Annotated in this window: 20 protein-coding genes; 16 read left to right on the top strand and 4 right to left on the bottom strand. The window is 60.0% G+C overall.

All coding sequences use genetic code 11. The features are described 5' to 3' along the window. Positions 1–11: 11 nt before the first annotated feature. Together GV819_RS13310 and GV819_RS13305 are read right to left on the bottom strand one after the other, a co-directional pair. Entirely contained in the window at positions 12–1,730 is a 1,719-nt protein-coding gene (locus GV819_RS13310; protein ID WP_161756545.1) for a C13 family peptidase, read from the bottom strand. A gap of 102 nt (positions 1,731–1,832) precedes the next feature. Then, the gene (locus tag GV819_RS13305; protein ID WP_161756544.1) at positions 1,833–2,288 is read right to left on the bottom strand and encodes a MaoC family dehydratase; all 456 of its coding nucleotides are present in this window, start codon (positions 2,286–2,288) and stop codon (positions 1,833–1,835) included. A gap of 177 nt (positions 2,289–2,465) precedes the next feature. Between GV819_RS13305 and GV819_RS13300 the strand changes: the two genes are divergently transcribed. Genes GV819_RS13300 through GV819_RS13290 form a run of 3 tightly spaced genes read left to right on the top strand, consistent with a single transcriptional unit; the run spans position 2,466 to position 4,142 of the window. Further along, positions 2,466–2,828 carry a CidA/LrgA family protein gene (locus GV819_RS13300; RefSeq protein ID WP_161756543.1) on the top strand — a complete coding sequence of 121 codons (363 nt, stop codon included), beginning with the start codon at positions 2,466–2,468 and terminating at the stop codon, positions 2,826–2,828. After that, positions 2,825–3,541, top strand: a complete 717-nt coding sequence (locus GV819_RS13295) for an LrgB family protein (RefSeq protein WP_161756542.1) — start codon at positions 2,825–2,827, stop codon at positions 3,539–3,541. The genes GV819_RS13300 and GV819_RS13295 overlap by 4 nt, the downstream gene beginning before the upstream one ends. Before the next feature lie 10 nt (positions 3,542–3,551). Further along, on the top strand, positions 3,552–4,142 hold the full coding sequence (locus GV819_RS13290; protein ID WP_161756541.1) for an LON peptidase substrate-binding domain-containing protein: 591 nt from the start codon (positions 3,552–3,554) through the stop codon (positions 4,140–4,142). Between the two features lie 30 nt (positions 4,143–4,172). Here the strand turns inward: GV819_RS13290 and GV819_RS13285 are convergent, their stop codons facing one another. After that, complete coding sequence (locus GV819_RS13285; RefSeq protein WP_161756540.1) at positions 4,173–5,489, bottom strand: bifunctional DedA family/phosphatase PAP2 family protein; 1,317 nt, start codon at positions 5,487–5,489, stop codon at positions 4,173–4,175. Between the two features lie 47 nt (positions 5,490–5,536). Then, positions 5,537–6,223, bottom strand: coding sequence for a DNA-3-methyladenine glycosylase (locus GV819_RS13280; protein WP_161756642.1), 687 nt, complete (start codon positions 6,221–6,223; stop codon positions 5,537–5,539). A 176-nt stretch (positions 6,224–6,399) separates the two neighbouring features. On the opposite strand from GV819_RS13280, the gene GV819_RS13275 reads away from it, so the two are divergent. From GV819_RS13275 to GV819_RS13215, 13 genes are all read left to right on the top strand, one after another. Beyond that, positions 6,400–7,665, top strand: coding sequence for a glutamate-5-semialdehyde dehydrogenase (locus GV819_RS13275; protein WP_161756539.1), 1,266 nt, complete (start codon positions 6,400–6,402; stop codon positions 7,663–7,665). Beyond that, positions 7,665–8,309: a nicotinate-nucleotide adenylyltransferase gene (gene nadD, locus GV819_RS13270; RefSeq protein ID WP_161756538.1), complete on the top strand. Its 645-nt coding sequence runs from the start codon at positions 7,665–7,667 to the stop codon at positions 8,307–8,309. The genes GV819_RS13275 and nadD overlap by 1 nt, the downstream gene beginning before the upstream one ends. A gap of 70 nt (positions 8,310–8,379) precedes the next feature. Then, a complete protein-coding gene (gene rsfS / locus GV819_RS13265; RefSeq protein ID WP_161756537.1) occupies positions 8,380–8,874 on the top strand; it encodes a ribosome silencing factor in 495 nt (164 codons plus the stop codon). A gap of 9 nt (positions 8,875–8,883) precedes the next feature. After that, positions 8,884–9,351: a 23S rRNA (pseudouridine(1915)-N(3))-methyltransferase RlmH gene (rlmH, locus tag GV819_RS13260; protein WP_111454206.1), complete on the top strand. Its 468-nt coding sequence runs from the start codon at positions 8,884–8,886 to the stop codon at positions 9,349–9,351. Positions 9,352–9,362: 11 nt separating this feature from the next. Further along, positions 9,363–11,258 carry a penicillin-binding protein 2 gene (gene mrdA / locus GV819_RS13255; RefSeq protein ID WP_161756536.1) on the top strand — a complete coding sequence of 632 codons (1,896 nt, stop codon included), beginning with the start codon at positions 9,363–9,365 and terminating at the stop codon, positions 11,256–11,258. A 31-nt stretch (positions 11,259–11,289) separates the two neighbouring features. Continuing rightward, complete coding sequence (rodA, locus tag GV819_RS13250; RefSeq protein WP_178124873.1) at positions 11,290–12,393, top strand: rod shape-determining protein RodA; 1,104 nt, start codon at positions 11,290–11,292, stop codon at positions 12,391–12,393. A 17-nt stretch (positions 12,394–12,410) separates the two neighbouring features. Beyond that, positions 12,411–13,421: a lytic murein transglycosylase B gene (gene mltB / locus GV819_RS13245; protein WP_161756534.1), complete on the top strand. Its 1,011-nt coding sequence runs from the start codon at positions 12,411–12,413 to the stop codon at positions 13,419–13,421. Then, on the top strand, positions 13,421–14,431 hold the full coding sequence (locus tag GV819_RS13240; protein ID WP_161756533.1) for a septal ring lytic transglycosylase RlpA family protein: 1,011 nt from the start codon (positions 13,421–13,423) through the stop codon (positions 14,429–14,431). The genes mltB and GV819_RS13240 overlap by 1 nt, the downstream gene beginning before the upstream one ends. A gap of 185 nt (positions 14,432–14,616) precedes the next feature. Beyond that, positions 14,617–15,774, top strand: coding sequence for a D-alanyl-D-alanine carboxypeptidase family protein (locus tag GV819_RS13235; RefSeq protein ID WP_161756532.1), 1,158 nt, complete (start codon positions 14,617–14,619; stop codon positions 15,772–15,774). Between the two features lie 81 nt (positions 15,775–15,855). After that, positions 15,856–16,131, top strand: a complete 276-nt coding sequence (locus tag GV819_RS13230; protein ID WP_161756531.1) for a DUF493 domain-containing protein — start codon at positions 15,856–15,858, stop codon at positions 16,129–16,131. Beyond that, complete coding sequence (gene lipB / locus GV819_RS13225) at positions 16,131–16,778, top strand: lipoyl(octanoyl) transferase LipB (RefSeq protein WP_161756530.1); 648 nt, start codon at positions 16,131–16,133, stop codon at positions 16,776–16,778. The genes GV819_RS13230 and lipB overlap by 1 nt, the downstream gene beginning before the upstream one ends. Position 16,779: 1 nt before the next feature. After that, the gene (lipA, locus tag GV819_RS13220; protein WP_161756529.1) at positions 16,780–17,802 is read left to right on the top strand and encodes a lipoyl synthase; all 1,023 of its coding nucleotides are present in this window, start codon (positions 16,780–16,782) and stop codon (positions 17,800–17,802) included. A 163-nt stretch (positions 17,803–17,965) separates the two neighbouring features. Next, positions 17,966–18,913, top strand: a complete 948-nt coding sequence (locus GV819_RS13215) for a S66 peptidase family protein (RefSeq protein ID WP_161756528.1) — start codon at positions 17,966–17,968, stop codon at positions 18,911–18,913. Positions 18,914–18,916 lie beyond the last annotated feature (3 nt).

The raw sequence follows: 18,916 nt of genomic DNA, 5'->3' as shown, positions 1-18,916 counted from the left end.
ACAGTTTCAGCTTAGTTGCTCTGTACTTCCTTGCTGCCTATAGAGACACTTTGCAGTGCCTTTCGTGCCTGTTGTTTGCGCAATTGTTGCCAGTGCGCGATGACCCCTTTGGGAGCCCAGATCTGTGGCTCCGATGCTTCGAAATTGTCCGCTTGTTCGCGTTCCGCCACAGTGGCCTGGGCCAGCTTGAATGCATGCTCAAGATCGTCGGTCTGGTTCAGGGCCTGGGCGAACAGGGCATCGCCAAAGTAGGTGAAGTCGGCTTCTTCCGAGCAGCCGAAGGACACCCGGTCCGCCTTGGAGGCGGTCATGATCAGGGTTCGCTCGTCCTTGAGTGCCGGGATGAAGCCGCCGGAGTAGCAGGACGAAATGACGATGATCTTGTCGCGGTTCCTTAGCGGTGCCAGGACACTGGCCAGCTCGTCGGCGGGTAGGTCTGCCAGCTCCAGGCGCGGCTGATCGAGTACCAGTTCATGCGCGCTGGTGCCGTGGCTGGTCAGGTAGATGAACACCAGGTCTTCGGGGCCGCTACGTTCGGCCAGGGTCTGGGCGGCGCGGCGCAGATTTTCCCGAGTGGCCATGGGCCGGTTCATCAAGTGGTCGCGGTGGTTGACCAGGCGGATCTGGCCGTAGGCACCGAAGCGGCTGGCGAGCATGTTGCTGACGTAGTCGGCCTCGCGCAAGAACACGCTCTGCTTGCCATCGCCCGCCAGGGTCAGCGTGTAGAGTTCGATGGCTGGGGTGGAGGCGGGCACCGCATCGAGAGCTTCCTTGAGCAGGCGGCCCTGGACCAGCAGGGCGGTTTCCAGTGGGTCGGGTAGCAGCTTGCCGTCGGCATCGCGAACCCGCAGGCCGTTGTTCCACACGCCGCTCTGCACGCTGCCATCACGCTGTACCAGCACGCCATGGCCCTGATAGTTGTCGCTGTCGAAACCACCGACGTAGAAGCTGCCATCGCTGAGGTTGAGGCGGCCCTCGCCGCTGAAGCGCCAGTCGCTGAATGTGCCGACATAGTGGCTGCCGTCGGCACCGACCAGCTCACCTTTGCCGCCTAGGGCACCTTCCTTGAACTGGCCGATCCAGACATCGCCGTCGGAGTTTTCGTAGCGACCTTTGCCATTCAGCTGATTGTGTTTGAAGCCGCCGACGTAGATGTCGCCTTCGGCGCTGTTGAAGGTGCCGTTGCCTTCCAGTTGGCCGTTGACGAAGTGCCCGCTGAACTGGTTGCCGCTGGCATCGCTGCGCTGGCCTTCGCCATTGGGTTTGCCCTTGGCGAATTGGCCTTGATATTGGCTGCCGTCGTCCAGCTCGAGACGACCCAGGCCCGAGTACAGGTCGGCCTTGAACTCGCCACGATAGGTCATGCCATCTTCTTTGAGGGTGCCTTCGCCATCCCGCCGGCCGAGCTTGAAGCCACCGCTGTAGCTGCTGCCCTTGGTGGTCAGGGTGCCTTGCCCGTGGAACAGCCCTTGCTGGAACTGGCCGCGATAGACCTCGCCATTGCTGCCGTGCCATTCGCCCTGGCCATGCCATTGCCCTTTATCGAACTGACCGGCATACCAACTGCCATTGGGGTAGTCGATGCGTCCCTGTCCCTGTAGCAGGCCATTGACCAGGTCGCCGCGATAACGTCCACCGTCCGGCAGGCGAGCATCGGGCGGCAACAGCGACTCGCCGTCTCCGCAGGCGCTGAGCAAGAGGGTCAAAACCAGGGGTACAAGTGGGCGCATAACGGGTTCCGGATAATTAGGGGCCGAGTATGCCGTAGCTGCGTGACTTATATATAGAGAGGTTGAGCGAAACAGCGTGAGCTGCTTCGCATCAGGGGCATTTCAGACGAAGCAGAGCGACAGGGGTTCGGCGATAAAAGCGGGCTTTTCCTGGCCATCGATTTCCAGGGTGGCGGTGGCCTTGAGCAGCCACTGGCCGGGTTTTTTCTCGGTGACTTCAGTCAGCTCGACCTTGAGTCGCACCTTGGAATCGACTTTCACTGGCTGGATGAAACGCACGCTGTCCAGGCCATAGTTGACCACCATCTTCAGGCCCTGGGGGAGCACGAGGATGTCTTCCATCAATTTGGGGATCAGCGACAGGGTCAGGAAGCCGTGGGCAATGGTACTGCCGAACGGGGTTTGCGCAGCCTTGACCGGGTCGACGTGAATGAATTGAAAGTCGCCGGTGGCTTCAGCAAACAGGTTGATACGCTCTTGATCAATGGTGAGCCATGTGGAACGTCCGAGTTCCTTCCCGACATAATCTTTGAGCTCTGCAACAGGAACATAGGGCATTGAGACTCTCCTTGGTTCAACGATTTTTAGTATTCGACCCAGTGTTTTGCGGTCTGAAGCTTCCACTCTAGATCATCATGGTGATCCAGCTCGGTAAACATCCATGCTTTTGGCGAATGCCGGTTCATAGTGCCTGCGTGCTTATAATGCGCCACGGGATCTGGCTGGGGAGGCGGTATGTTGTTACGCGGTTTGACATGGCTGGTGCTGTTCCAATTGCTCGGGACGGCGCTCAATCACTTGCTGGTACCCGTGCTTCCCGGGCCGATCATCGGCCTGTTGCTGATGCTGGTTTTCTTGGTTATCCGCGGTGAGGTGGGGGAGCCGTTGAGCCAGGCGGCCAGCAGCCTGCTGCGTTACCTGCCACTTTTGTTGGTGCCGCCCGCCGTCGGAGTGATGGTGTATGCCCGGGATATCGCCGCGGATTTCTGGGCCATCACCGGAGCGCTGGTGCTGTCGTTGGTGATCTCCATGGCTTTTGTCGGGGTGCTGATGCAGCGCCTGGTCAAGCGCCAGGCTCGCCGGGAGGACAGTCAGTGAGCGTTGATTGGCAGGGCGCCTGGGCGGCGGTGATACACCATCCATTGTTCGGAATCGGCATCACCCTCGGTGCCTATCAGCTGGTGCTGGCGGCCTTTGAAAAAACTCGCTGGATGTTCCTGCAACCGGTGCTGGTGTCGATGTTGCTGGTAATCGGCGTACTGCTCGGTTGTGGCCTGAGTTACACCGAGTACCGTAAAAGCACCGAGATCCTGAGTATTCTGCTGGGGCCGGCCACGGTGGCCCTGGCGGTACCGCTGTATCTCAATCTGCGGCGCATTCGCCAATTGTTCTGGCCGATATTTACTACGCTGGTGGTGGGTGGAGTGCTGGCTACCAGCTTGGGAGTGTTGCTGGGATGGTGGTTCGGCGCCGAGCACATGATCCTCATGACCATGGCGCCCAAGTCTGTGACCTCGCCGATTGCCATGTTGGTGGCCGAGCAGATCGGCGGAGTTGCGGCGCTGGCAGCAGTGTTCGTGTTGATTACCGGGGTGATTGGGGCGATTTTTGGTCCCGGCATCTTGAATCGCCTGGGGGTGCATGGTCCTGAAGCACGGGGCATGGCCCTGGGCATGACCGCCCATGCGGTGGGTACTTCGGTGGCCTTGCAGGAAAGTGATGAATGTGGCGCTTTCGCGGCGCTGGCGATGAGTCTGATGGGCGTTGCCACGGCAGTGTTGCTGCCGCTGGCGGTGTCTTTGCTGGTTTAAGGATGGGTGTATGAGCCTGGCGCTTTTTCCTCTGAATACCGTGCTGTTCCCCGACTGCATTCTCGATCTGCAGATTTTCGAAGCGCGTTACCTGGACATGATCGGCCGTTGCATGAAGCAGGGCTGCGGTTTCGGGGTGGTATGCATCCTCGAGGGCGAAGAGGCCGGTGTTGCCGCGCCAGGCTATGCCCTGGTGGGCTGCGAGGCGCTGATCACTGACTTTCACCAGCAGGACAATGGGCTCCTGGGAATCAGGGTCAAGGGCGGCCGACGTTTCCGTGTGCTCAGCAGCGAAGTGCAGAAGGACCAACTGACGGTGGCGCAAGTTGCGTGGCTGCAAGAGGCTCCCGAACAGCCGTTGGCGGATGAGGATGCCGACCTGATTGCGTTGCTCAAGGCCCTGGCCGAGCACCCGATGGTCGAGGCATTGAGCATGGGGGCTGAGGCTGAGGGGCAATTATCCTTGGCCAACCAGTTGGCCTATCTCCTGCCTTTTTCCGAGATGGACAAGATCGACCTGCTGCAACTCGATGACCCACAACAGCGTCTGGATGCCATCCAGCAGCTGCTGGATGAGCTGCAGGGAGAGCTTTTCGCCTGAACCAACGGGGCCTTTCGGCTCTGCTACACCTCAGTAGGCGTAGCGCAGCAGAGCGTGCGGCAAATGCCGCATGGACATGAAGGCGCACAGCACCAGCAGCACCGGGAGCAGCAGCCACCAGGCTTTGGCTGGCATCGGCTTGAGCGGGGTTTGCCACTGGATCAAGGTCAAGCTGGCCGCACAGACACAAGCTGCGAGCATCGCGCCGGCAAGAATATCGGTAGGCCAGTGTGCTCCCAGATACACCCGTGACACGGCGATCGACGCCGCCGGCAGGCATCCCAGCAGCAGCCAGGTCAGGCGCATTCTGGGCGGTTGGCCGCGACCTGCCAGCACTGCCAGGGTCAGGAATAGCGCAAAGGAGCCTGAAGAATGGCCGCTGGGCATGCTGTAGCTGGTCAGGGGATCTGTCAGGACTTCGGGGCGTACCCGGGCGAAAAACCATTTGCAGGTGGTATTGGCCAGCGCAGTGCACATCAGCGTGGCGCCGGCGAACAGTGCCTGGCGCCATTGACGCAGCGCTAGCAACAACAGGGTCAGTACTGCGCTGATGATGAACATGGCGCGAAATTCGCCGATCTGCGTGATCATTACCATGATCTTGTCCAGGGCTGGGTCGCGGTGCTCCTGCACCAGGGCGATCAGGCCTTGATCGAATTGAACCAGGTAGGGATAGCCGATAAACAGCCCGGCCAGGATCAGCAGGCTTAGCCCGGACATCAGTAGGGTCGCGCGGCGATGGCGGCGCAGGCTGCTGTTGACACTTAAGCCGATCAGCACCGCCAGGCTGCCCATGACCACACCGGCTTGTGGCCAGAAACCTTCGGGGAGTGGCAAGCGAATGGCCGCGCCAGTAGCCCAGCCGGGTAGCAGGTAGGCCACTGACCAGCCCGCCGCAGCCAGCAGGCTGACGGCGAAGAAGCGCACAAAGGACATGTCGAACATCCCCGCGACCATTGGCAGCATCGGCCGCAGGGGGCCGATGAAGCGTCCCACCAGCAAGCTGGCAATGCCATATCGCTGGAAATAGGCTTCGGCGCCGCTGATCCATTCAGGGTGATGGCGCAGCCCCGGCAGGCGGCGGATGCCTTGATGGAAACGACGTCCCAGCAGGTAGGAGACCACATCCCCCAGCACGCCACCGAAGAAGCCCAGCAGCAGGGTTTCCCCCAGTGACAGCGCGCCATTGCCGGCCAGCACGGCAATGGCGAACAGCAATACCGTGCCGGGGACAATCAGGCCGGCAATGGCCAGGCATTCCACGCAGGCCACGATAAACACAGCTGCGGCCAGCCATTGCGGGTTGCTGGTCAGCCAGGCTGTTACGCTATCGAGCCATGGGCCCATAAATTCAACTCCATTGTCAGTGTCTGGCGGATGCGGCAGGTGTGGTGTCAGTCGAGGATGAGGTAGTCGCGCCCTTCGACCTGGCCGCGCCGCAGCGGGTTCCGTGTGCAGTAGGGGGCGTAGGCGGCATCGACGAAACGGTACATCAGGTGCTCGTCGCGCCCTTGGGGGATGCCCAGGCGAGTGGTCTGAAGGGTGTGCGGCACTATAGCGCCGACGTCCTCGACAAAGAGGGCCTCATGGTCGAAGCGCTTAGCATCCCAGACTGGAACTTTCAGGCCCAGGGCCTTGCACAGCAGGGTCTGGCCGGCGCAGAGCTTTTGCGATGGCCTGGGCCGTCCACTGGCGTCGGGGTTGTTCAGTAGCATCTGCGCCAGGCTGGCAGGGCCGGAGACTCCGTCGACCCAGGGATAGGCCGATTTGATCAGCACCGCGTTGCCAGGGCCCTGGGCACTGAAGTTCAGCGAGTCACCTCCGCGGGCGTAATACATGTAGATATGCCCGCCATCCAGAAACAAAGCCTTACGCTTTTCCGTGTAGCCGAGGGAGGCATGGCTGCCTTTTTCTTCGCAGTAATAGGCTTCGGTTTCGATAATCCGTGCGGATAGCCACAGCTCGCCGACTTTATGGCGAATGACTTTGCCCAACAGATCACTGGCCAAAAGCTGGGCGTCACGGTCGAAAAAGCTGTCAGGCAGGGCCTTGGGCAGTTTCGCAGAGGTCAGGATGGACATGGTGGTGAAGGGTTGTGATGGAAAATGTGACGGAATCATAACAACACCGGGCTTAATTCAGGCTGAACCGCGAGTATTTGCACTCCATTTCGACCATCCGCCTGTGACCGCTGTCCGTGGAACGACGCGACAGCTATAATCAGCCGCTTTCCTCTTTGCCAAGACCACACCAGACCATGACTGAGTCCGTTCTTGACTACATGACCCGCTTGGGTCGCGCTGCCCGCCAAGCCTCCCGGGTGATCGCTCGTGCTACCACCGCGCAGAAGAACCGCGCGCTGCTGGCTGCTGCCGATGCGTTGGACGCTGCGCGACCGGAGCTGACTGCAGCCAACGAGCAGGATCTGGCAAACGGTCGGGCCAATGGTCTGGAGCCGGCTCTACTGGATCGTCTGGCGCTGACTCCTGTGCGTATCGATGAAATGATCGAAGGTTTGCGTCAGGTGGCCAAGCTGCCTGATCCCATCGGTGAAATCCGCGATATGCGCTACCTGCCTTCGGGCATTCAAGTCGGCAAGATGCGTGTGCCCCTGGGCGTGATCGGAATCATCTATGAGTCGCGTCCGAACGTGACCATCGATGCTGCCAGCCTGTGCCTGAAGTCGGGTAATGCCACTATCCTGCGTGGCGGTTCCGAGGCGATCAACTCCAACCGCGCCATCGCTACCTGCATTCAGCAGGGGCTGGCGGTGGCCGACTTGCCGGCCCATGTGGTGCAGGTGGTGGAAACCACCGACCGTGCTGCGGTGGGTGCGTTGATCACCATGCCCGAGTTCGTCGACGTGATCGTGCCCCGTGGTGGCAAGAGCCTGATCGAGCGGGTCAGCCGTGATGCCAAGGTGCCGGTGATCAAGCACCTGGATGGCGTGTGCCACGTATTCATCGACGTGGCGGCGGACCTGGACAAGGCGATCCGCATTGCCGACAACTCCAAGACCCAGCGTTACGCACCGTGCAACACCATGGAAACCCTGCTGGTACACGCCGCCATCGCTGAGCGTGTACTGCCGCCACTGGCTGCGATCTATCGCGACAAGGGCGTCGAGTTGCGGGGTTGTGCACAAACCCGCTCGATCCTCGGCGCCGAGGTGCTGGAAGCCACCGAAGAAGACTGGCGCACCGAGTACACCGCGCCGATCCTTTCGATCCGGGTGCTGGACAACCTGGAGCAGGCCATCGAGCACATCAATACCTACGGTTCGCACCATACCGACTCCATCGTCACCGAGAATTTCAGTGACGCCCGGCGCTTCCTCAACGAAGTGGATTCCAGTTCGGTCATGGTCAATGCCTCGACGCGTTTTGCCGATGGCTTCGAATATGGCCTGGGCGCGGAGATCGGCATTTCCACCGACAAACTGCACGCCCGTGGCCCGGTTGGGCTGGAAGGGCTGACCAGTGAGAAGTACGTGGTCTTTGGCGACGGTCACGTGCGCACTTGATGGGCAAACGTATCGGTCTGCTGGGCGGCACCTTCGATCCAGTGCATATCGGTCACTTGCGTGGCGCGCTGGAAGTGGCTGAATCCATGCAACTCGATGAGCTGCGCCTGACACCCAGTGCCAGGCCGCCTCATCGGGATACACCGCAGGTGTCGGCGCTCGATCGTCTGGCGATGGTCGAGTGCGCGGTAGCGGGTGTCCAACCTCTGGTGGTGGACGACCGTGAACTGAAGCGGGACAAGCCGTCCTACACTATCGACACCCTGGAACAGATGCGGGCCGAGTTGGCCGCAGATGACCAGTTGTTTCTGTTACTGGGCTGGGACGCGTTTTGCGGCCTGCCCACCTGGCATCGTTGGGAAGAATTACTCCAGCATTGCCACATCCTGGTGCTGCAACGCCCGGATGCCGACAGCGAACCGCCGGATGCCTTGCGCAACCTGTTGGCGGCGCGCTCGGTGAGCGATCCACTGGTCCTCCAAGGGCCGGGCGGACACATTGCATTCGTCTGGCAGACGCCGCTTGCGGTATCCGCCACCCAGATCCGTCAACTGCTGGCCAGCGGTAAGTCGGTACGTTTCCTGGTGCCTGACGCGGTCCTGGCCTACATCGATGCGCACGGACTTTACCGTGCGTCGAACTAAAGCGGCGCGCTTGAAGGCACGAACAGTCGTGTATTGAAGCGCCCGAACATACGAGCAAAACGAGTTTTATATGACGAACAACGACGTAAACAAAGTAAAGCGCAAAGGCACATTCAAAAGTGCACCGCTGCCGGAAAAAGTCCTCATCGGCGAGCCCCTCAAGGGCGACGAACTGGTCAAGGTTGCGGTAGCGGCCCTGGAAGACGTCAAGGCCCAGGACGTGCTGGTCATCGACGTGCGTGACAAGCAGAGCATCACGGACTACATGATCATCGCCACCGGTACTTCCAACCGCCAGATCGGCGCGATGCTGGACAAGGTTCGCGAGGCAGTCAAAGCCCAGGGCGTCAAGCCGCTGGGTGAAGAAGGCAAGGGCGACAGCGACTGGGTACTGCTGGATATGGACGACGTCATTGTTCACATGATGACCTCCAATGCCCGTCAGTTCTACGACCTCGAGCGTCTGTGGAAAGGCGCTGAGCAGAGCCGCGCGGCTGATGGCAAGCACCACAGCCCTGAAGTTGGTCACGAGCACTTCAACAAGCTCAACAAAGACCAGGAATAAGGAACGGCTGTGCGCCTGCGTCTGATTGCTGTCGGTTCACGCATGCCCAAGTGGGTGGAAGAAGGCTGGCACGAATATGCCAAGCGTCTGCCATCCGAGCTGGCGCTGGAACTGGTGGAAATACCGCTTAACACCCGAGGCAAGAACGCCGACGTGGCTCGCTTTATCCGTCAGGAAGGCGAAGCCATGCTGGCTAAGGTCGGTTCCAATGAGCGGGTTGTGACTCTCGAAGTGCATGGCAAGCCCTGGAGCACCGAGCAATTGGCGGTGGAACTGGATCGCTGGCGCCTCGATTCGCGCACTGTGAATTTCATGGTCGGCGGCCCGGAAGGGCTGGCGCCGGAGGTCTGTGCGCGGGCGGATCAGCGTTGGTCGCTGTCGCCGCTGACCTTGCCGCACCCGCTGGTGCGGATTCTCATCGGTGAACAGCTGTATCGCGCCTGGACCGTGCTGTCCGGGCACCCTTACCACAAGTAGCCCGCGCCCTAATGTCTCAGCCGATCCGTATCAAGGACCACGAAAAAGACGCCCGTCTGGTGCGTGGCCGGGTCGTGTTCGGCGCCATTATGGTGATCTCCCTGATTGGCGTGCTGATTGCCCGGCTGTATTACCTGCAGGTGATCCAGTACGACTATCACTCCACGCTGTCGGAGAACAACCGGGTTCACGTGCAGCCGATTCCTCCGACTCGCGGGCTGATTTTCGACCGCAATGGCGTGGTAGTAGCCGACAACCGGCCCAGCTTCAGCCTGAGCATGACCCGCGAGCGTTCCGGTGACTGGCAGCAGGTCCTTGATGCCATTGTCGAGGTGTTGGAGCTGACGCCGGAAGACCGTGTGCTGTTTGAAAAACGCATGAAACAGGGGCGCCGGCCGTTCGAGCCGGTGCCTATCCTGTTCGAGTTGACGGAAGAGCAGATCGCCCGCATTGCGGTGAACCAATTCCGGTTGCCCGGAGTGGAAGTGGTTGCCCAGTTGGTCCGGCATTACCCTCAGGGGGCGCACTTTGCTCACTCTGTGGGGTACATGGGGCGGATCAACGAAAAGGAACAGAAGTCTCTGGACCCGGTGAACTACGCGGGTATTCACCATATCGGCAAGACCGGCATCGAACGTTTCTACGAGTCGGAGCTGCATGGCCAGGTGGGGTACGAAGAAGTTGAGACCAACGCCCGTGGCCGGGTGCTGCGAGTACTTAAGCGTACCGATCCGATTCCCGGCAAGGACATTGTCCTGAGCCTGGATATCAAGTTGCAGGAAGCTGCCGAGCTGGCCCTGGGTGGGCGCCGTGGCGCGGTGGTGGCGCTGGATCCGAACACTGGCGAGGTCCTGGCGATGGTCAGCCAGCCGAGCTTCGATCCCAACCCGTTCGTGACCGGCATCAGTTTCAAGGCTTATGCCGAGTTGCGGGACTCCATCGATCGGCCGCTGTTCAATCGGGTGCTGCGTGGTTTGTATCCACCGGGCTCGACGATCAAGCCAGCAGTGGCGATTGCCGGGTTGGACGCGGGTGTGGTTACAGCCTCCACCCGAGTCTATGACCCGGGTTACTACCAACTGCCTAACTACGATCACAAATATCGCAACTGGAACCGCACTGGCGACGGTTATGTCGACCTGGACACGGCGATCATGCGGTCCAACGACACCTACTTCTATGACCTGGCCCACAAGCTGGGTATCGATCGGCTCTCGGCCTACATGAGCAAGTTCGGGATCGGCCAGAAGGTCTCCCTGGACATGTTTGAAGAGTCTCCCGGGCTGATGCCGACCCGTGAGTGGAAGCGCACGACCCGGCGTCAGGCGTGGTTCCCGGGTGAAACCCTGATTCTCGGGATCGGCCAGGGATACATGCAATCGACACCGCTGCAACTGGCCCAGGCCACAGCGCTGGTGGCCAGCAAGGGGCGCTGGAATCGTCCACACCTGGCCAAGAGCATCGAGGGCGAGAAACCGGTGGATCACAACCCGATCCCGGACATTGTCCTGCGCGATCCGTCGGACTGGACCAAGGTCAATCACGGCATGCAGCAGGTGATGCACGGTGCCCGTGGTACTGCGCGCAAGGCCGCGGTCGGCTCGCAGTACCGCATTGCCGGCAAAAGCGGTACTGCGCAAGTGGTGGCAATCAAGCAGGGCGAGAAGTACGACCGCTCCAAGGTTCAGGAGCGGCACCGCGACCACGCCTTGTTTGTCGGCTTCGCTCCGGCGGATAACCCGAAAATCGTGGTCTCGGTGATGGTCGAGAACGGTGAGTCGGGTTCTGGCGTCGCGGCGCCTGTGGTGCGTCAGGTGATGGATGCCTGGCTTCTCGGCCAGGACGGCCAGCTCAAGCCTGAGTTCGCCAGCCCTATCAGCACGGAGGCCACGGCCCGTGAAGAGTAACTTTGATCGCATCCTCTCCAGTGAGGATGTGATGCGGCGTCGTGCGACGCTGTTGCAGCGCCTGCATATCGACGGTCCTTTGCTGATCCTGCTGCTGACCCTGGCCGCTGGTAGCCTGTTCGTACTGTATTCGGCCAGCGGCAAGAGCTGGGACCTGCTGGCCAAACAGGCCACATCATTCGGCATCGGTCTGGTATCGATGATGGTCATTGCCCAGTTCGAGCCGCGCTTCATGGCTCGCTGGGTACCCCTGGGCTATGTGGTTGGCGTGGTGTTACTGGTGGTGGTGGACGTCATGGGACATAACGCCATGGGTGCAACTCGCTGGATCAACATACCAGGGGTGATCCGCTTCCAGCCTTCGGAGTTCATGAAGATTCTCATGCCGGCGACCATCGCCTGGTACTTGTCCAAGCGCACCTTGCCGCCTCATCTCAAGCATGTGGGGGTCAGCCTGGTACTGATCGGTATTCCGTTCATTCTGATCGTGCGCCAGCCGGACCTGGGCACTGCCTTGTTGATCCTGGCCGGCGGCACCTTCGTGCTGTTCATGGGGGGGCTGCGCTGGCGCTGGATTCTCAGCGTGCTGGCTGCCGCGGTACCGGTGGCGATCGCCATGTGGTTTTTCATCATGCATGACTACCAGAAGCAGCGGATCCTGACCTTCCTCGATCCGGAAAGCGATCCGCTGGGTACCGGCTGGAACATTATCCAGTCCAAGGCCGCGATTGGTTCGGGCGGGGTCTTCGGCAAGGGTTGGCTGCTGGGCACCCAGTCGCACCTGGACTTTTTGCCAGAGAGCCACACCGACTTCATCATCGCGGTTATGGGCGAGGAGTTCGGCCTGGTGGGTATTTGTGCGTTGTTGCTGATCTACCTGCTGCTGATTGGGCGTGGACTGGTCATCACCGCGCAGGCCCAGACACTGTTTGGCAAGTTGCTCGCGGGCAGCTTGACCATGACGTTTTTTGTTTACGTTTTCGTCAACATCGGTATGGTCAGTGGCTTGTTGCCGGTGGTGGGGGTTCCGTTGCCGTTCATTAGCTACGGAGGAACTTCGTTGGTGACACTACTGTCAGCGTTTGGGGTTTTGATGTCGATCCATACCCATCGCAAGTGGATCGCGCAGGTTTGATTAAGGTGAAGAATTCAATGCAAGTAATGCGTGGCTGGGCCGCTCGGCATGCGCCGTGGGTCGGTCTGGTAAGCATCCTGGGTACAGCGCAACCTGCGCTTGCCGGTGATTACGAAGGTTCGCCCCAAGTGGCCGAATTCGTCGGTGAAATGACTCGGGACTATGGCTTCGCCGGTGAGCAGCTAATGGCTGTGTTCCGCGAGGCCGAACGCAAGCAGGCGATTCTTGATGCTATTTCGCGCCCCGCCGAGCGGGTCAAGCAATGGAAGGAATATCGCCCGATGTTCATTACCGACGCGCGCATTGCTCGCGGTGTGGACTTCTGGCGCCAGCACGAGGCGGTACTGGCCCGTGCCGAGCAGGAATATGGGGTGCCGGCCCAGGTGATAGTGGCGATTATTGGTGTCGAAACCTTTTTCGGTCGTAATACCGGGAATTATCGGGTGATCGATGCATTATCGACTCTAGGTTTCGATTACCCGCCTCGGGCCGAGTTCTTCCGCAAAGAGCTGCGTGAGTTTTTGCTATTGGCCCGTGAAGAGCAGCTCGACCCGCTGACCCTCAAGGGCTCTTACGCGGGTGCTATGGGCTTGCCGCAGTTCATGCCGAGCAGTTTTCGCGCCTATGCAGTGGACTTCGACGGTGATGGGCACATCAATATCTGGACCAATCCAGACGATGCCATTGGCAGCGTGGCCAGCTACTTCAAGCGTCATGGCTGGGTCGCCGGCGGGCCGGTGGTCAGTCGTGCCGATGTACGTGGCGATCGGGTGGACGAAGGTTTGACCACGGGAATCGAGCCGACCAAGACTGTCGGGGAGTTGCGGGCCCTGGGCTGGTCGAGTCATGATGCGCTGCGCGATGATATGCCGGTCACTGCTTTCCGCCTGGAAGGTGACAATGGCCCGGAATACTGGATGGGCCTGAAGAATTTTTACGCGATCACTCGCTATAATCGCAGCGTGATGTATGCCATGGCCGTACATCAGTTGTCTGAACAGCTGGTCCAAGCACGGGGCGTCAAGTAATGCTGGCAATGCCAATCCGCAACCCCCTGAAGCTGGTGGCTTTTGCCGCGTTGTCCCTGTTGCTGGTCAGCTGCTCGACGAGCCGCTCGCCTCAGCAAAAATCCTCGAGCGCCGTGCGTTCCATGCCAGGCCTGGACGTCAACCGTGCTCACAAAGATGGCGCACCCTGGTGGGATGTCGATGTCTCGCGTATTCCCGACGCGACCCCGACCCTGCACACCGGACCCTACAAGGCCAACCCCTATACGGTACTGGGCAAGAATTACTTTCCTATCCAGGACTCCAAGAACTACGTGGCTTCCGGTACGGCATCTTGGTATGGGACCAAGTTTCATGGGCAGAACACCGCCAATGGCGAGGTGTATGACCTCTACGGCATGAGTGCTGCGCACAAGACCCTGCCGCTGCCCAGCTATGTGCGGGTGACCAACCTGGACAATAACCGTAGCGTGATCCTGCGGGTCAACGATCGTGGCCCCTTCTATTCCGACCGGATCATCGATTTGTCTTACGCTGCGGCGAAGAAGCTCGGTTACGCCGAGACCGGGACTGCCCGGGTCAAGGTTGAGGGTATCGACCCACAGCAATGGTGGGCCCAGCGTGGCCGGCCGGCGCCGCTGATGCTCAACGAACCGCAAGTGGCGCAGAATAGCGCGCCGGTGGTCACGGCCTCGGCCGGCACCGTTGAGCAATGGACGCCGCCGCCCCAGCAACACGCCGCTGCTGTGGTTCCGCTGCAAGTGGATGCAAAAAAAAACACCGCTGCAGCAGCCTCTGGCCAGTATCTGCAGGTGGGCGCCTTCGCCAACCCGGACGCTGCCGAGCTGTTGAGGTCGAAACTGAGCTCGATGGTGAGCGCCCCGGTATTCATCAGCTCGATCGTACGCAATCAACAGACGCTGCATCGGGTGCGCCTGGGGCCATTCGGTTCGCCGGGTGAGGCCCAGCAAGCGCAGAACAGCGTGCGCCTGGCCAATCTGGGCCAGCCGAGCGTGGTTACTGCCGAGTAGGAACACTGAGAATTGAAGGTCCGCTTGCGGTATTGGGAGGCGGGCCCTGGTTGTTGGCTCGTCGAACAACAAAAGCCCGGCAAGGGTCAGTGAGTGAACAGCTGCATACGCGGCAGCCCTTAGATGGCTGCCTGAAATAGTTTTGCCCTTGGGGGCAAGTTTCCATTAGCAACTTCGAGAGACGGATGAACATCACCACCTTTGCCAAACGCCTGTGCCTGCTTGTCCCGCTGATCATCACGCCTGCCGCCTGGGCGGTCGAAGCGATGCCGTCGCCACCGCAACTGGCCGCCAAATCCTATGTGCTCATGGACGCCAGCAGCGGTAATGTGCTGGTGGAGAACAATGGCGACCAACGTCTGCCGCCAGCCAGCCTGACCAAGCTGATGACCGCGTACATCGCGACCCTGGAAATTCGTCGCGGCCAGATCGGTGAGAATGACCCGGTGACCGTCAGCGAGAATGCCTGGCGCACCGGCGGTTCGCGGATGTTCATCAAGGTAGGTTCGCAAGTCACCGTCAGCGACCTGTTGCACGGCATCATCATTCAGTCGGGTAACGATGCCAGCGTTGCGATTTCCGAGCACATCGCCGGCAGCGAAGACGCCTTCGCCGACATGATGAACAAGACTGCTACCGATCTGGGTATGAGCAACAGTCACTTCATGAATCCGACCGGCCTGCCGAACCCCGAGCACTACTCGTCGGCTCACGACATGGCGGTACTGGCTCGCGCGATCATTCACGAAGACCCGGCGCACTACGCGATCTACTCGCAGAAAGAATTCTTCTGGAACGGCATCAAGCAACCTAACCGCAACCTGCTGCTGTGGCGTGACAAGACTGTAGACGGTCTGAAAACCGGTCACACCGATGAAGCCGGCTACTGCATGGTGTCTTCGGCAGTACGTGATGGCATGCGTCTGATCGCCGTGGTCTTCGGTACCAACAGCGAACAGGCTCGCGCCGCTGAAACCCAGAAGCTGCTGACCTACGGTTTCCGCTTCTTCGAAACCCAGACCTTCTACCAAAAGGGCACCGAGTTGGCCCAGGCCCAGGTGTGGAAGGGCACTACGCATCAGGTCAAGGCCGGTCTGGCCGAAGATCTGACCATGACCATGCCTAAAGGCCAGCTTAAGAAACTTGCTGCAAGCATGACCATGAACCCGCACCTGGTCGCGCCGATCGCCAAGGGCGACGTGATTGGTAAAGTCGAAGTGAAACTGGACGATAAAGTGGTGCACAGCGCCGACCTGATCGCCCTGGAAGCAGTCGACGAAGGTGGTATCTTCCGCCGCATGTGGGATAGCATCCGTCTATTCTTCTACGGCTTGTTCAACTGATATTGTCGACCCGCATGGCCCTCGCTCTCAAGCAGAGCGGGGGCCATGTCCGTTGCCACGGCTTGCGAGGCCGTTACTGCCATGACAGACACTGACGTTAAGTCGCACAAGATTGAATTCCCTGTCGATGACTATCCGATCAAGGTGATCGGTGACACGGTTGTCGGCTTCAAGGACACCGTGATCGAGATCCTTGCCAAGTACGCCACGCTGGACATCAAGACCCTGGCCGAGCGTCAAAGCAGCAACGGCAAGTACACCACGGTACAACTGCACATTACGGCCACCGGCGAAGACCAACTGCGTGATATCAATAGTGCCCTGCGCGCTACCGGTGTCGTCCACATGGTGCTGTGATGCCACAGACGCTGGGCTTTCGCGAGCTTGGCCAGATGGCTTACGAGCCGGTCTGGCAGGCCATGCAGCGCTTTACCAATGAACGCGACACCCATGCACCAGACGAAGTCTGGCTGGTGCAGCATCCGCCGGTCTTCACCCAAGGCCAGGCGGGCAAGGCCGAGCATCTGTTGCTTCCCGGGGACATTCCGGTGGTGCAAGTGGACCGCGGCGGCCAGGTGACCTATCACGGGCCCGGCCAACTGGTTGCCTATCTATTATTGGATGTACGCAGGCTGGGTTTTGGTGTGCGTGATCTGGTGAGCCGAATGGAGTTGTGCCTGATCGAGTTGCTGGCCAGCTATGGCGTGCCGGCAGCCGCCAAGTCCGACGCGCCGGGTGTCTACGTCGATGGGGCAAAAATCGCCTCGCTGGGCCTGCGTATCCGTCGTGGATGCTCCTTTCACGGGCTGGCCTTGAACGTGGATATGGATTTGCAGCCGTTCCGACGGATCAACCCCTGTGGTTATGCCGGGTTGGCAATGACCCAACTGAGCGACCATGCAGGGCCGATTGAATTTGCCGAGGTAAGTGCCCGGCTGCGTGCGCAGCTCGTCAAACACCTCGACTATGCTGAGCAGACGACCCTAACGGGCGGAATCGATTGATATGACTACTGCGCAAGACGCTGTTCAAACCCTGATCCCGACGCTGGATATTTCCGAGCGGGCGGCCCGTCCGAAAGTTGAAGCCGGCGTCAAATTGCGCGGTGCGGAAAAGGTCGCGCGCATTCCGGTGAAGATCATTCCGACCACCGAACTGCCGAAGAAGCCCGACTGGATTCGTGTGCGTATTCCGGTTTCGCCAGAAGTCGATCGGATCAAGCAGTTGCTGCGCAAGCACAAGCTGCACAGCGTCTGCGAAGAGGCTTCCTGCCCTAACCTGGGTGAGTGCTTCTCCGGTGGTACCGCGACCTTCATGATCATGGGCGACATCTGCACCCGTCGTTGCCCATTCTGCGACGTTGGCCATGGCCGACCAAAGCCTCTGGATGCCGATGAGCCGATGAACCTGGCGGTGGCCATTGCTGACCTGCGTCTGAAGTACGTGGTGATCACCTCGGTAGACCGCGATGACTTGCGCGATGGCGGTGCCCAGCATTTTGCCGACTGCATCCGCGAAATCCGTAAGTTGTCGCCGAATGTACAGCTGGAAACCCTGGTTCCCGACTACCGTGGCCGTATGGATGTCGCCCTGGAAATCACTGCTGCCACTCCACCGGATGTGTTCAACCACAACCTGGAAACCGTGCCGCGGCTGTACAAGGCAGCGCGTCCGGGGTCGGACTACCAGTGGTCGCTGACTTTGCTGCAGAAGTTCAAGCAGCTGGTGCCGCATGTGCCGACCAAGTCCGGCTTGATGCTGGGGCTGGGCGAGACCGATGATGAGGTCATCGAAGTCATGAAGCGCATGCGCGAGCATGACATCGACATGCTGACCCTTGGCCAGTATCTGCAGCCGTCCCGCAATCACTTGCCGGTGCAGCGTTTCGTGCATCCGGACATCTTTGCCTGGTTTGCCGAGGAAGGTTACAAGATGGGCTTCAAGAACGTTGCTTCCGGTCCGTTGGTGCGTTCCTCGTACCATGCCGACGAGCAAGCGAAGCTGGCCAGAGAAGGCTTGGTTTCCTGATTTGCCACGCCCGTGAGGCTCAGGCCTTGCGGGCGATTCCCCAGCTCTTTCGAGCGCGTTTGCCGTTTCGACTTTTTCTCCCCTCCTATAGGTGACTGCCCTCTTCTGTTTAGTGGCATTCATGGCTACTGTGCTTGAGTGAACTCACACAGGGAGAATTTGCATGCCCATCCAACCGACCGCTGCCCTTCACGCTCACCTGCCGGTTCCGGCACTGGCCGCAGAGGGCGTCATTGGCCTTATCGCCCCTGCCGGTCCCGCGGAGCTGGATACCGAGAAAACCTTTCAATGGATGCGCTCCCGCGGATACACCCTACGGATCTTTCCCGGAGTTGGGCAAAAGGATGGCTATCTGGCCGGCAGCGACGAGGTTCGCCTCCGGGACCTGCATGAGGCTTTTGCCGACAGTGATATCGACGCCATCCTATGCCTGCGTGGGGGATATGGCAGTCCACGTTTGCTGGACAAGATCGACTTCGATCTGTTGAGACGCAACCCCAAGCCCTTCATCGGCTACAGCGATATCACCGCCTTGCATCTGGCGATCAACCGTTATGCAGGCTTTGTGAGCTTTCATGGGCCGATGCTCAATGCAGACTTGCTGGGCGCTAAACAGCCCCCTACCGAGGCGTCCTTGTTCAATCTTCTTCGGGGGCGGGTAAAGGCCGGCAGCCTATTGCCCCATCCGGTGGCTTTCCCTTTGATCACGGTAGAGCCGGGTATCGCGCTAGGGGCATTGCTGGGTGGCAATCTGTCGATGATTGCCAGCACCCTTGGCACGCCGTATGAAATCAATACCGATGGCGTCATCCTGTTTTTTGAGGACGTCAACGAGCCGCTGTATCGCATCGACCGCCTGCTCAACCACCTGCGCTTGGCCGGCAAGTTCGACAAATTGCGCGGCGTCTTGGTGGGAGATGTGGCCGGTGTGGATTTCACTGCACTGTGTGCTTTGCTCAAGCAGACGTTCGAACCTTTGCGGATTCCGGTATTGGCAGGATGGCGTAGCGGTCACTGCGACCCGAACCTGAGCCTGCCGATGGGCGCGCGGGTCAGGCTGGATGCGGGGGCTAAGGAGTTGACCCTGGCTCAGGACGTGGTGTTCAAGTAAGCA

This window comes from Pseudomonas sp. Fl5BN2 (genome assembly GCF_009908205.1).
Classification (GTDB): Bacteria; Pseudomonadota; Gammaproteobacteria; order Pseudomonadales; family Pseudomonadaceae; genus Aquipseudomonas.
This window is presented reverse-complemented; position numbering and strand designations above follow the sequence as displayed.